A 12993-nucleotide genomic window follows, 5' to 3' on the forward strand; every position below is an offset into this window, starting at 1 on the left:
CCTCTCGGCAGGCCCGAACCCCTGCCCGCGCGATCGTGGCAGCAACTTCGGGGATGTTGCTGCCTCCCGCGTGCCGGAGGCAGCAACATCCCCGTTGTTGCGACGATCTTGGCGGCGCACGGCGCGGGGCGCGGGGCGGAATGGGAGGTTTGGGCCGCTTGCGGCTCCCGTGCCCGGCAGGATGGTCGATGTCGACCTAGACTCCAGCTGCGTCGATTGATGCGTCGATTCTTGGGGTGAGCGCAATGTCCGGACGAGGCGGCTTCGGCCGGGCCACACTGGTCGCGGTGGCGGTCGTGCTGGCCTGGCTGGTGATCGGCGGTGTGGCCGGCCCGTACGCCGGGCGTCTCAGCGAGGTCGCCACCAACGACAACGCCGCCTTCCTGCCCACCGACGCCGAGGCGACCCGCGCCCAGGACCTCGCCGGCGGCTTCGTCGACCGGCAGACCGTGCCGGCGCTTGTCGTCTACGAGCGGTCGGCGGGGATCACCGACGCGGACCGGCAGCGGGTGAGCGCCGACGCTGCCCGCTTCGCCCAGGTGCCCGGCGTGGTCAACCCGCTGCCCCCGCCGATTCCCAGCGAGGACGGCCAGGCACTCCAGGTCGTCGTGCCGGTGGACGACGCCGAGGGCGAGGAGATCGGCTCGGTCGTCGAACAGTTGCGCGACATCGCCGGCGGCGACCGGGACGGGCTCACCGTGGACGTCGCCGGCCCGGCCGGCCTGCTCGCCGACCTGATCGAGGTCTTCTCCGCCATCGACGGGCCACTGCTGCTCGTCACGCTCGTGGTGGTGCTGATCATCCTGCTGATCGTCTACCGCAGCCCGGTCCTGTGGATCTTTCCGCTGCTGGCCGCCGGAATGTCGTACGCGCTGGCCTCGGTCTTCGTCTACCTGCTCGCCGACGCCGACATCGTCAAGCTCAACGGCCAGGCACAGGGCATCCTCACCGTGCTGGTCTTCGGCGCCGGCACCGACTACGCGCTGCTGATGATCGCCCGCTACCGCGAGGAGCTGCACCGGCACGACCGCCCGTGGGACGCGATGCGCACCGCGTGGAGGGGCGCCGCGCCGGCCATCATCGCGTCCGGCGGCACGGTCATCGTCAGCCTGCTCTGCCTGCTGCTGTCCAGCCTCAACTCGAACCGGGCGCTCGGCCCGGTCGCCGCCATCGGCATCGCCGCCACCCTGCTGATGATGCTCACCTTCCTGCCGGCGTTGCTGGTGCTGGGCGGCCGGTGGGCGTTCTGGCCCCGACGTCCCCGAGCCGACCAGGCCGACCCGCGGGCCGAGCACGGCATCTGGAGTCGCATCGCCGGTTTCGTGGCCCGGCACGCCCGACCGATCTGGCTGAGCACCGCCGTCGTCCTGGCTCTCCTCACGCTCGGCATGACCCAGCTCGGCGCCACCACCCTCGGTCAGTCCGACCTGTTCACCCAGCGCACCGACTCGGTGGACGGCCAGGACGTGATCGCCCGGCACTACCCGGCCGGCACCGGCAGCCCGGCAACCATCTTCACCACCGAGCAGAGCGCACGGCAGGTGGCGCAGGTGGCCCAGGGCGTACGCGGCGTCGCCGACGTCCGTCCGCTCTCCAGCGGCCCGCAGACCGGCCCGCCCGAGGAGAACGCCGCCCCGAAGGTCGTCGACGGGCGGGTGCAGTTGGAGGCGACGCTCGCCGACCCGCCCGACAGCGACGGCGCCGAGCAGACCATCCGCGACCTGCGGGTGGCCGTACACCAGGTGCCCGGCGCGGACGCCGTGGTGGGCGGCTTCACCGCGATCAACGTGGACACCTCGGACGCCGCGAAGCGCGACCAGAACGTCATCATCCCGGTGGTGCTGGTGGTCATCGCGGTCATCCTGGCCCTGCTGCTGCGGGCCCTCCTCGCTCCGGTGCTGCTCATCGGCACGGTGCTGCTCAGCTTCGCGGCGACCCTCGGTCTCTGCGCGCTGCTGTTCCGCCACGTCTTCGACTTCCCCGGCGTGGACTCGTCGTTCCCGCTGTTCGCGTTCGTCTTCCTGGTCGCCCTCGGGATCGACTACAACATCTTCCTGATGAGCCGGGTCCGCGAGGAGTCAGTCAAGCGGGGCACCCGCGCCGGTGTGCTCGCCGGCCTCGCCGTCACCGGCGGGGTGATCACCTCCGCCGGCATCGTGCTCGCCGCGACCTTCTCCGCCCTGGCCGTCCTGCCGCTGGTGGTGCTCGTCGAGCTGGGTACCGCCGTCGCGATCGGGGTACTGATCGACACGATCATCGTCCGGTCGCTGCTGGTGCCCGCGCTCGCGTACGACATCGGGCCGAAGATCTGGTGGCCGGGCCGCTTGTCCCGGGCGAACGGCGAGCGGGAGGCGCGCGATGCTGGCTGAGACCGACGTGGTCGTCGTCGGCGGGGGCCTGGCCGGCCTCGCCGCCGCCCGCCGGCTGCACCGCGCCGGCGTGCCCTGGCGGCTGCTGGAGGCCGGCGGCCGGCTCGGCGGCCGGGTCGCCACCGACGTCGTCGACGGCTACCTGATCGACCGCGGTTTCCAGGTGCTCAACACGGCCTACCCGCGGCTCGGCACGCTGCTCGACACCGACCGGCTCAACCTCGGCTACTTCACGTCCGGGGTGCTGGTGCGCCGGGGCGACGACCTGCTACGGCTGGTCAACCCACTGCGCGAACCGGCCGGCGGGCCGCGTACCGCGCTGGCCGGCGTGGGCTCGCTGCTCGACCGGCTGCGCTTCGCCGCGCTCGCCACCGGCTGCGCCACGCTGCCGGTGTCCCGGCTGCTCTCCGCGCCGGAGACCAGCGCCGAGACGGCGCTGCGCCGCGCCGGTCTCTCCGACGCGATCATCGAGGAGCTGCTGCGGCCGTTCCTGTCCGGCGTGTTCATCGACCGGGAGCTGGCCACCTCCAGCCACGTGCTCGCGATGGTGCTGCGCTCGTTCGCCCGGGGCCGGATCGGTCTGCCCGCCGAGGGGATGGCCGCGCTGCCCCGGGCCATCGCCGACCCGCTCCCCGCCGACCTGCTCGACCGGGACACCCCGGTCGCGCAGGTCGCGCCCGGCCGGGTCCGCACCCAGGCCGGCGACATCCGCTGCCGAGCCGTCGTGGTCGCCGTCGACCCGCCCGCCGCGGCCGCGCTGCTGCCGGCCCTGGCGACGGTACGCATGCACAGCTACACCACGTACTACCACAGCGCGCCCGAGCCGCCGCTCGCCGAGCCGATCCTGCTCGTCGACGGCGACCGCCGGGAGATCGTCGCGAACACGGTGGTGCTCAGCAACGCCGTCAGCACGTACGCGCCCGCCGGACGGCACCTCGTGGCCACGTCGGTCGTGGGTCCGACGGCCCCGCCCGAGTCGACCATCCGGGCCGAGTTGACCCGGCTGTACGGTCGATCCACCGCCGACTGGACCCACCTCACCACAGTGGTCGTCCCGGACGCGCTGCCCGCCGCGCCGCCGCCGCAGGGGCGGCTGCGCAAGCCCGTGTCAATGGGGGAGGGGCTGTTCGTGGCCGGTGACCACCGCGACAGTCCATCGATCCAGGGCGCTCTCGCCAGCGGCTGGCGTGCCGCCGGGGCGGTGCTGAAGGAGCTGCGCGCCGGCTGAGCCCGCCTCGAACGAGGGCCCCGCGGCCGTAGTTGATCACCTATGATCGCCGCCATGCCCGCCCCCCTCCCGGCGCCCACCTTCGATGCCGCTGCCGCGTACCCCGAGGTCAACGACCTGCGCAAGGCGCTCGACGCCGCCGACTGGCCCGCCGTCCGGGCCGTGTTCGCCGACCGGGACCCCGCCTTTCACACACTGCTCGTCAGGGAGGCCGGCGACCACGCCGGGTCCGCCGCGTTCCTGCACCGCGTGTACGACGACGACCCCACCGACAGGCTGGCGGGCACCCTGCACGGCACTCACCTCATCTGCGACGGCTGGCGGATCCGCAGCTCCTACCGCGCCCGACACGTCAGCCGGTCGCAGTTCGAACAGTTCCATGAACACCTGCGTCGCGCCGAGCGGGTGCTCATCGACGTCACCGCCCGGTACCCCGACGACGCGGCCGCCTGGACTGAACGGATCATCATCGCCCGGGGTCTGCAACTGGGCCAGAACGAGGCACGCCGCCGCTACGACCGACTCGCCCAGCACCACCCCCACCACGCCCCCGCACAGGCGGCCCTGCTCCAGCAGCTCTGCCCGAAGTGGAGCGGCGACTGGGACCGGGCCTTCGCCTTCGCCCGCGAGTGCGCGCAGGCCGCGCCCGCCGGGGCGCCCAACGCCGTGCTGGTCGCCGAGGCGCACCTGGAACGCTGGCTGGACTTCGACACCGACCGGGAGCGCACCGCGTACGTGCGCAGCACGCCCGTCGTGGACGAGGTGATGCAGGCCGGGCAGCGATCCGTGCTGCACGCGGACTTCGTCGACCGGCCGGGCTGGGTCTGGATCCGCTCGACGTTCGCGCTGATGTTCAGCCTCACCGAGCAGTGGCCCGCCGCCGCCAGCCAGTTCACCGCCCTGGGCAACCTGGGCACCGAATACCCCTGGACGTACGTCGACGACGCCAAGGGCTACACGAAGTACCGCGCGAAGGCGTACGCGAAGGGTGGCCAGTCATGATCCAGCACCTGGACGTGGACGGGGTGCCCACGCTGCTCGCCCCCACCGGCGGGCCGATGCGCGCCGGACTGACCTTCCGGGTCGGCACCGCCGACGAGACGCTCAGCCGCGCCGGCATCACCCACCTCATCGAGCACCTCGCGCTCGCACCGCTCGGCCTGGCTGATTACCACGTCAACGGCGTGACCGCCCCGGCGTTCACCATGTTCCACACCCAGGGCTCCGAGGCGGACATCGCGGCGTTCATGACCGCCGTCTGCGGGCACCTGTCCGACCTGCCGGTGGCACGGCTGGACGTGGAGAAGGACATCCTGCGCACCGAGTGGAGCAGCCGGGGCGCCGCCGCGATCGACGACATCCCGCTGTGGCGACACGGCGCGCGGGACTTCGGTCTGAGCAGCTACCCGGAGTGGGGCCTGGGCGCGCTCACCGTGGACCACCTGCGCGAGTGGGCGGCCCGCTCGTTCACCCGGGAGAACGCGGTGCTCTGGATCGCCGGCGACCGGGTGCCCGCCGGGCTACGCCTGGCGCTGCCCAGCGGCGTCCGTCAGCCGGTGCCGGCGGTCTCGTCGGCGCTGCCGCAGACCCCGGCGTACTTCGTCAACGGCGCCCGCGCCGTGGTGCTCGACTCGGTGGTGCGGCGCAGCACCGCCGCGGCCGTCTTCTCCGGCGTGCTGGAGCGGGAGCTGTACCGGTCGCTGCGCCAGGAGTCCGGGCTCTCCTACACCACCACGACGGGGTACGAGCCGCGCGGCGACGGGTACGCCACGCTGCGGGCGCTCGCCGACGCGCTGGCGGAGAAGCAGGACGCCGTGCTCGGCGGCTTCGTCGACGTGCTGGCGAAGCTGCGGGTCGGGCGGATCGAGCAGGCCGACCTGGACGCCACCATCGCCAAGCGGGAGGACGTGCTCGGCGCCGCCGAGATCGACGCCGCGCGACTGCCGGGGTACGCCCTCAACGTGTTGACCGGCGAGCCGAACCTCAGCATCGACGAGCACCGGGCCGAGCTGAAGGCCGTCAGCCTCGCCGACCTGCGCCAGGTGGCCGGTGAGGTGACGTCGTCCGCGCTGCTCATGGTGCCGGGCGGGCTCCGCGCCGACTGGGCCGGCTTCGTCGCGGCGCCCACCCACTCCAGCGACACGGTCGACGGCACCACGTACGCGGCGAAGCAGGGTGCCGGCGCGCTCCGCATCGGCGTGGACGGGGTGACCTACCTGGGCACCGACGGGCCGCTGACCGTCCGGTACGCCGACTGCTCCGCGATGCTCGCCTGGCCCGACGGGGCGCGGCAACTGATCGGCTCGGACGCCATCGTGCTGCACGTCGAGCCGACGATGTTCAACCTGCACCCGGCGGCGCTTCCGATCATCGACGCCCAGGTGCCCGCCGACCGGCACATCGCCATGCCGGCCCGCACACCGGACTCCATCCCGCAGCCGTCGGCCGCCGAAAAGCCGGCCGCAACGCCCGCCGACCGCCCCTGGTGGGAGATCGCGGCGATCGTGGTCAGCGGCGTGGCCGTCCTGTTGGCGGGCGCGGTGAGCCTGCTGCTGACGTACGTCATGGTCGCCGCCGGCACCGAGCCGGGCGAGGAATGGCTCTGGGGCGTCGTCGTGGCGGGCTGGCTGCTCACTGTTATCCTCGCGTTGCCCATCGTGCTGCTGTGGCGACGGCGGCGGGGATGAGGCGGGGCCACACCGGTGCTGGCCCGTGATCCACCGAGCGGGATAAGATCCGCGCGGTGTCGGGGCGGTAGCTCAGCCGGTTAGAGCAGGGGACTCATAATCCCTCGGTCGCGGGTTCGAGTCCCGCCCGCCCCACCAGCACAAACACTGGATCGCCGATCTTCGCGTGGTGCGAGCGCTACGGTCGGCCCCAACGCCCCCACCCGGTGGCGCAATTACCGCCTGCCTCGGTCGGCCGCCGCTGCAACGGCATCCGCGCCGAGGTCTCGGACCTGAACACAACCCGCGCGTCGTCCACTGGCACCCGCCGGCCCCGCCGTGCCGTCACCGCCTGCCGCCCTTGGCTGCGTCCAACAACGTGGCCAACCGGTAGCGCAACACCCGGACCTGCCCGATCGACAACACCACACGGTCAGACGCCGTGCCGTCGGTGGCCGTCAACGCCACCACCGGTTCCACCGCCGGGTGGATTACCTGCACCAGACCGACGGTCAGGATCGACGCCTCGGGTCGGTTGGTGTCGACGTCCGAGATCCGTGACCGGTGCTCGCCGCGCCGGACGCACCCGTTCCGGTCACACCACCGAGGGTGACGGTCCGGGGCCGCCAACATGCCAGTGGGAAACACGTGGACACTCCCGCATCCTCGGGTGACCGCCCGCCCTGAGACCGGCGCGACGGACGCCGTGAACCCAGCCGATGCGATCGCACGGGTCGCCGGATCGGGGTGGGTGGGGCAGACGTAGGCCACCGCGTCTAACGACCTGCGGTCCGCCGCGCCGCTGTAGACCTCGATTCGGTGGGTCGCTCGTTCTCCGCAGTCCTTCAGGGTGAAAGGTAGATCCCGCATGGGTCGCACCTCCGATGTGCGATCAAGTCCCCCGGTGAGCGTGCGCAGCGCGAACCGAGGGATGTCGATCAACGCTGCCAACTCACTACGGTATTCGACTTGGCCTTATCTGTAAACAGACAAGTTGGCCTACTGTACCCCCCGGCATGGTTGGCCTGTGCCGTTGCGGGCGAAGATGGCCAAGTGGATCTCGACGGGGCTATGCGTGCGCTGAAGGCCGCCGAGGAGGCGTTGCCACAGGCAGACGAACATGCCGTGCAGGCCGCCCGGCAGATCAAGGCCGACGCCCGTGCCCGGGTCGAGACCGCGCGAACCGAGCTGCACCGCGCCATGGTCGCGGAGTACCGGGCTGGCGCGCGACAGGTGGACCTAGTCAAGCGGACCGGCTACAGCCGTGAGCGCGTCCGCCAGATCCTGCGGGCCGCCGGCATCGGGGCAGAGTAGGTTCCGGCCGGACCAGACTGACCGTCGTGTGGGAGACCGGAGCAGGCCTGACTGGCCTGTTCCGGATCAAGCCGAGAGACCTGGTGCTCCGACGACCCTACGACGCGACAGACGGGGCCGACCGGGCTCCTCCTTGCGTCAAGCGTCTCCCGCCTGCCGGTTGCGCTCAACAGCTCAAACTCCGCGTTTCGAGCGGCACGAGAGGTACCAGCAGTTCCTCCGGAACGCGACGCAGATTGTCAGATGTACGGGATGGACCAATCGAACATCCGCACCGGCAGGAGTACCAGAACGACGGTCGCGGCGACGGCGAGCAGAACGCGCACGGTGCGAAGACCTCGCCACCACGGGATGATCCAGAGCAGCAACCACATGGCACCCGAGATCGCCAGATGCGTGCCGATCACCCCGAGGCTCGTCTCCTCGCACATGTTGTCGGCCACGGCCTTCTTGCACAGGGCCGGCGGGCCGTTGTGGTCCCCGAAGTTTCCCAACACGCCGACGATGCCGGCCAACACTGGAGCCGCCACGAGGGTGAACAGCGGCGTCACCAACCATCCGGCGAGGTCCCGGCGCCGGTTCGCTAGCCGTTCCACTCGCAAAACGGTACAGCCGGGTAGGCGGGTGGCGCAGCCCGTGAGATCAGCTGGGCGGTACGCGGACCGCCTCCGGCGAGGTGTGCCGTGACGGCGAGCCGTACTCCAATGCGGGCGGAGTCCCGACCGGGACCGCTCACCGGCACGACCAGCCCGCGGAACTCGGTCAGGAAGGCACGAGCCGGAGCGTGCATGGCAAAGCCCTCCGGGGCGAGCCCTTGCTTCCGCTCGCCGACGTCCACCCGGCGGCGTGGCGTCCAACCCGCCATCCCGAGTGTCTGAGCCGCGCGGTCCGGCAGCGGGCGGTCGTCCCCCCGCATCACCGCACCTCCCTCAGGTCGAACGCGTTGCGCTGGGCCCTCGGGTGGTGGACCAGGCCGCCGATTCTGGCCACGATGCCGTCTCGGGTCTGTGTCGCGGTGGCGAAGACGGCTGACGGGCGGCCGAGCGCGTCGCCCTGGTGAACTTCGATGTCGCTGGTGCGGGATGTGTCGAGCAGGTGGGCGGCGAGGCAGCCGACGCTGTTGGCGTTGACGATGTCCTCGTCGACACCGATCGCGGGGGCGAACATGCGGGCGCTGGCTGGTCCCGCGGTCGGCGCGAGCACGTAGGCGAAGCAGCCGAGATAGCCGATCCGCCGACACTCGGCTGCCAGCCGGGCCGGATCAGGCCGCATCGCTGACAGCGTCCGGCGTTCGCGGACGCGGACGAGAAGCCGGGGCGTGCCGGGCGAGGCGACCCGCAGGTCGTCGGCGACGATGTCGCTCGGCGTCAGACCGAGGGCCGCGATGATGGCGCTGCTGGCAGGGTCGGTGCTGTCCGGCAGCGTGATGATGCCTTGTTCGAACCAGACCTCGATGCCGTCGCGCCGGCGGGTGGCGGTCACGGCGACGATTCGGTTGCCGGTGCTCTGGAGGGCGTGGTGCTGGGTGCCGCCGGCACGGTGCAGCAGGACGGCCTGCGCGGCGATGGTGCCGTGGCCGCAGTTCTGGAGTTCTCCCTCGGTGGTGAAGAACCGTACGCGGGGCAGGGCCTCGCTGCTGCTGTCGACGAATGCGGTGTGGGAGGTGCCGACCGTCGATGCGACAGCGCGCCGTTCGTCGTCGGTGCGGGTGGCGTCGTCGATCACGACCGCGGTAGGGCTACCGCCTCGTCCGTCGCGAGTGCAGGCATCCACCACGATCAACCCCATGGGGCAACTCCCAGATGATCCGGAGGTTCCAGCGGCGCCCGAACAGGTCGAGGGCGGCCAGCAGTGGCCTCTCGATGCTTCGATTCCCGACACGGTAACCAGTAGCCGGGACAGCGCCGGGCACGACCGTCGGGAGCGGCTCGGTGGGACCCCTCGATCCGGCCGCGCGGCGTAGCGTCGAATCCGTGGCGAGCCGTTCGTAGTACAGACAGGAGGCGGTCGGAGGAGACCGCCGGGACGAGGGAGTCGTGTTATGCCGCGGTACCTGATCTCGTTCAACGAGGGCGCGATGGACCACATCCCTGCCGAGGACTGGCCCGACGTGGGCAAGGCCTCGCACGCGGTGGTCGAGGAGGCCGTGAACGCCGGCGTGTGGGTGTTCGGCGCCGGGCTGGAGAGGCAGCAGGCGAGCATCGTGGCCACGGACGGAACAGTCACCGACGGTCCCTACCCGGAGACCAGGGAGGTCGTCGGCGGTTTCGCGGTCGTCGACGTGGCCACACGCGAGGACGCGCTGGCGTGGGCTGCCAAGGTCGCGGCCTCGTGCCGTTGCGCGCAGGACGTCCGGGAGCTCATGCCCGATCCCGAGACGGACGAGATGATCCGCCAGGCCGCCAGTCGGGGGCGACGGCCCGACGGGGTCTGATCGAGGACCCGCGTGACCCGCTACGACGGCACGTCAGGCGACACCCGCAACGGCCCGTACACCGGGCAGATCCGGCGTCGTGTCCATTGCGCGACGAACAGATCGAGCCTGCGGGCTGCGGATTTAGCCTGATTCGGTGATGTCGATGGCTGGCGCGGGCGTACGCGTCCGGCTGCTCGGCCCGGTGGAGGTGGTCGCCGCCGACGGCCCGCAGGCGGTGAACGGGTTGCGCCGCAAGGCGGTACTGGCGACGTTGGCGCTGCACGCGGGCCGGGTCGTGAGTGTCGACCGGCTCATCGACGTGGTCTGGGGCGAGCGCCTGCCGGCCACCGCGGAGAACACGCTCCAGCGCCACGTCTCCTACCTGCGCGGGGTGCTCGGCGAGCCCGGATCGATCGTGGCGCGTCGACCCGGTTATGTGCTCAACACCGGGCCGCAGTCCACGGACGTCCAGGTCGCCGAGCACCTCCTGGAACTGGCCCGCCGCGCGACGGACCGGGCGGAACAGGTGGCCCACCTGACGGAGGCGGTGGCACTGTGGCGCGGACCGCCGCTGGCCGACGTGGCCGGGTCCGCCTGGCTCGAGGAGCAGGCGGAACACCTGGCACGCCTGCGGTTGGAGGCCGAACGAGCGCTCGCCGAGGCCCGGCTGTCGGTCGGCGAGCATGCTCGGCTCGTCCCCGGGTTGGAACGGCTCGTCCGGCAGCATCCCTTCGACGAGCACCTGCACGCACAGCTGATGCTCGCCCTGTACCGGGACGGCCGACAGGGCGAAGCGGTCACCACGTACCGGCGGTTGCGCGACGCCCTGCGGGACAACCTCGGCATCGACCCCAGTCCGCGGCTACGGGATCTGGAGCGCGCCATCCTGCGCCAGGACACCGCGATCGCCGCGCCCGCCCCGACGCCGACGGCACGGCCGGTGGCGGTGGCGGTGCAACTGCCTCCTCCCGTACCGACGTTCACCGGGCGCGAGGCGGAACTCGCCGCCCTGGACGCGCTCGTCGACCGGGGCGGCGCCGTGGTGGTGTCCGGCACCGCGGGCGTCGGCAAGACCGCGCTCGCCGTGCACTGGGCGCACCGCGCGGCCGGGCGCTTCCCCGACGGCCAGCTCTACGTCAACCTGCGTGGCTTCGACCCGGCGGCCGCTCCGACCGAACCGGCGCGAGCGCTGCACGGATTCCTGGAGGCGCTCGGCGTTGCGGCGGCGCGGATGCCCAGCGAATCGGACCTGATGGTGAGCTTGTACCGCACGGCGGTGGCCGGCAAGCGTCTGCTGGTGGTGTTGGACAACGCGCGCGACGCGGAACAGGTCCGACCGCTGCTGCCCGGCTCACCCGACTGCTTCGCGATCATCACCAGCCGGGACCAGCTCACCCCGCTGGTCGTCACCGAGAGCGCCCAACCGGTGATGCTCGACCTGCTGAGTCCTGACGAGGCCCGCCACCTGCTGGTCCGCCGGCTCGGGGCGCACCAGGTCGCCGCCGAGCCCGCCGCGGCCGACGACATCGCCGACCGCTGCGCGCGGCTGCCCCTCGCGCTGGCCATCGTCGCGGCCCGAGCCGCCACCAACCGGCGGCTCTCACTGGCCGCGGTCGCCGGTGAGCTGGGCGACCTGAACGCCTTCCACGGAGGCGACGAGGCTACCGACGTCCGGACGGTGTTCTCCTGGTCGTGCCGAACGCTCAGCCCGCCCGCGGTCCGGCTGTTCCGGCTGCTGAGCCTGCATCCCGGCCCGGACGTGTCCGCCCCGGCCGTGGCCAGCCTCGCCGGCGTCACCCCGACGGCGACCGGTCCGCTGCTCACCGAGCTGACCCGGGCGAACCTCCTCACCGAGCACACCCACGGGCGGTACGCGTTCCACGACCTGCTGCGCGCGTACGCCGCCAGCCTCGCCGACGACGCGGAGTCACCGGCCGACCGACAGGACGCCGTGCACCGGTTGCTGGACCACTGCCTGCGCACGGCACACGCCGCGGACCTCGCACTGCACCCGCACTTCAGCGAGATCAGCCTTCCGCCGCCCCGGCCCGGCGTGACGGCGGAGTACCCCAGGAACAAGTCGGCCGCCACGGCGTGGTTCACCGCCGAGGTCCCCGTTCTGCTCGCCGCCGTACCGCTCGCCGCGCGGTCCGGGTTCGAGGGACACGCCTGGCGGCTCGCCTGGGCCATGGCCGGCTTCCTGCACCGGCAGGGGCACTGGCAGGACTGGCTCGGCACGCAGCGGATCGCTCTCGCCGCCGCGTCCCGCATCGGCGACCAGGCCGGGCAGGCCCATGCCCACCGCAGCCTCGGTCTCGCCTGCTCCCGGCTCCGGCGGTACGACGAGGCGGACGACCACCTGCGGCGCGCGCTCGACCTGTTCACCGAGGTCGGCGACGACGCCGGGCGGGCACACACCTGCCTCAACCTCGGTCAGCTGGCCGAGCGGCAGGGGCAGCACCACCAGGCGCTCAGCCACTCCCGGCGGGCGCTGACGCTGTTCCGGCGGGCTGGGAACCGGGCCGGGCAGGGGTACACCCTCAACGCGGTCGGTTGGCAGGAAGGGCTGCTCGGCAACTACCACAGTGCCCTCACGTCGTGCGGCGAGGCGCTGCGGATGTTGCAGGAGGTGGACGACGTGCAGGGACAGGCCGACACGTGGGACAGCCTCGGCCACGCCCATCACCAGCTTGGGGACGACCGACGGGCGGTCGCCTGCTACGAGCACGCCCTCGAACTCTTCGCGCAGGTCCACGACCGGTACGCGGTGGCGAGCACGTACGTCAATCTGGGCGGCAGCCACCGGGCGCTCGCCGACCTGGGTGCCGCCCGTGCCGCGTGGCGCCGCGCCCTGAGCATCCTCGACGACCTCGGCGACGCCGACGCCGACTCGCTGCGCGCCGACCTCGAACAGCTCGACGTCACCCGGCTGTCCTGACGCCCCGCGCTTTCAGCGCCGTTTCCGGGCCGTTTCAGCCCGGCCCGGCACTCTTCGGGCAC

At 72.2% G+C, this 12993-nt stretch carries 11 protein-coding genes and 1 tRNA gene; 8 read left to right on the plus strand and 4 right to left on the minus strand.

The genetic code is table 11. The annotated features are described in order from the left end of the window. Positions 1-245: 245 nt before the first annotated feature. The 5 genes from ABZU53_RS05735 (at position 246) to ABZU53_RS05755 (ending at position 6422) form a co-directional block, all read left to right on the plus strand. Positions 246-2369, plus strand: coding sequence for an MMPL family transporter (locus tag ABZU53_RS05735; RefSeq protein ID WP_355064088.1), 2124 nt, complete (start codon positions 246-248; stop codon positions 2367-2369). After that, entirely contained in the window at positions 2359-3597 is a 1239-nt protein-coding gene (locus ABZU53_RS05740; protein WP_355064090.1) for an FAD-dependent oxidoreductase, read from the plus strand. The genes ABZU53_RS05735 and ABZU53_RS05740 overlap by 11 nt, the downstream gene beginning before the upstream one ends. A 54-nt stretch (positions 3598-3651) precedes the next feature. Continuing rightward, on the plus strand, positions 3652-4599 hold the full coding sequence (locus ABZU53_RS05745; protein ID WP_355064092.1) for a hypothetical protein: 948 nt from the start codon (positions 3652-3654) through the stop codon (positions 4597-4599). Next, positions 4596-6284, plus strand: coding sequence for an insulinase family protein (locus ABZU53_RS05750; RefSeq protein ID WP_355064094.1), 1689 nt, complete (start codon positions 4596-4598; stop codon positions 6282-6284). Before ABZU53_RS05745 ends, ABZU53_RS05750 begins: the two co-directional genes overlap by 4 nt. Positions 6285-6345: 61 nt before the next feature. After that, positions 6346-6422, plus strand: a tRNA-Ile gene (locus ABZU53_RS05755). A gap of 186 nt (positions 6423-6608) precedes the next feature. Here ABZU53_RS05755 and ABZU53_RS05760 read toward each other — a convergent pair. After that, positions 6609-6764, minus strand: a complete 156-nt coding sequence (locus ABZU53_RS05760) for a hypothetical protein (protein WP_355064096.1) — start codon at positions 6762-6764, stop codon at positions 6609-6611. A gap of 552 nt (positions 6765-7316) precedes the next feature. Between ABZU53_RS05760 and ABZU53_RS05765 the strand changes: the two genes are divergently transcribed. Next, a complete protein-coding gene (locus ABZU53_RS05765) occupies positions 7317-7577 on the plus strand; it encodes a hypothetical protein (RefSeq protein ID WP_355064098.1) in 261 nt (86 codons plus the stop codon). Positions 7578-7816: 239 nt separating this feature from the next. On the opposite strand, the gene ABZU53_RS05770 is transcribed toward ABZU53_RS05765, so the two are convergent. Genes ABZU53_RS05770 through ABZU53_RS05780 form a run of 3 tightly spaced genes read right to left on the minus strand, consistent with a single transcriptional unit; the run spans position 7817 to position 9365 of the window. Continuing rightward, positions 7817-8128 (minus strand): hypothetical protein, encoded by a 312-nt coding sequence (locus ABZU53_RS05770; protein ID WP_354856312.1) that lies wholly within the window; start codon positions 8126-8128, stop codon positions 7817-7819. A 32-nt stretch (positions 8129-8160) separates the two neighbouring features. Continuing rightward, entirely contained in the window at positions 8161-8493 is a 333-nt protein-coding gene (locus ABZU53_RS05775; RefSeq protein WP_355064100.1) for an SUKH-3 domain-containing protein, read from the minus strand. Next, complete coding sequence (locus ABZU53_RS05780; protein WP_355064102.1) at positions 8493-9365, minus strand: PhzF family phenazine biosynthesis protein; 873 nt, start codon at positions 9363-9365, stop codon at positions 8493-8495. The genes ABZU53_RS05775 and ABZU53_RS05780 overlap by 1 nt, the downstream gene beginning before the upstream one ends. A 253-nt stretch (positions 9366-9618) precedes the next feature. On the opposite strand from ABZU53_RS05780, the gene ABZU53_RS05785 reads away from it, so the two are divergent. Together ABZU53_RS05785 and ABZU53_RS05790 are read left to right on the plus strand one after the other, a co-directional pair. Next, on the plus strand, positions 9619-10011 hold the full coding sequence (locus ABZU53_RS05785; protein ID WP_355064104.1) for a YciI family protein: 393 nt from the start codon (positions 9619-9621) through the stop codon (positions 10009-10011). A gap of 139 nt (positions 10012-10150) precedes the next feature. After that, positions 10151-12931 (plus strand): BTAD domain-containing putative transcriptional regulator, encoded by a 2781-nt coding sequence (locus ABZU53_RS05790; RefSeq protein WP_355064340.1) that lies wholly within the window; start codon positions 10151-10153, stop codon positions 12929-12931. The last annotated feature ends 62 nt before the right edge of the window (positions 12932-12993 follow it).

This window comes from Micromonospora sp. NPDC005194 (assembly GCF_040608335.1).
In the GTDB taxonomy this organism is placed as follows: Bacteria; Actinomycetota; Actinomycetes; order Mycobacteriales; family Micromonosporaceae; genus Micromonospora.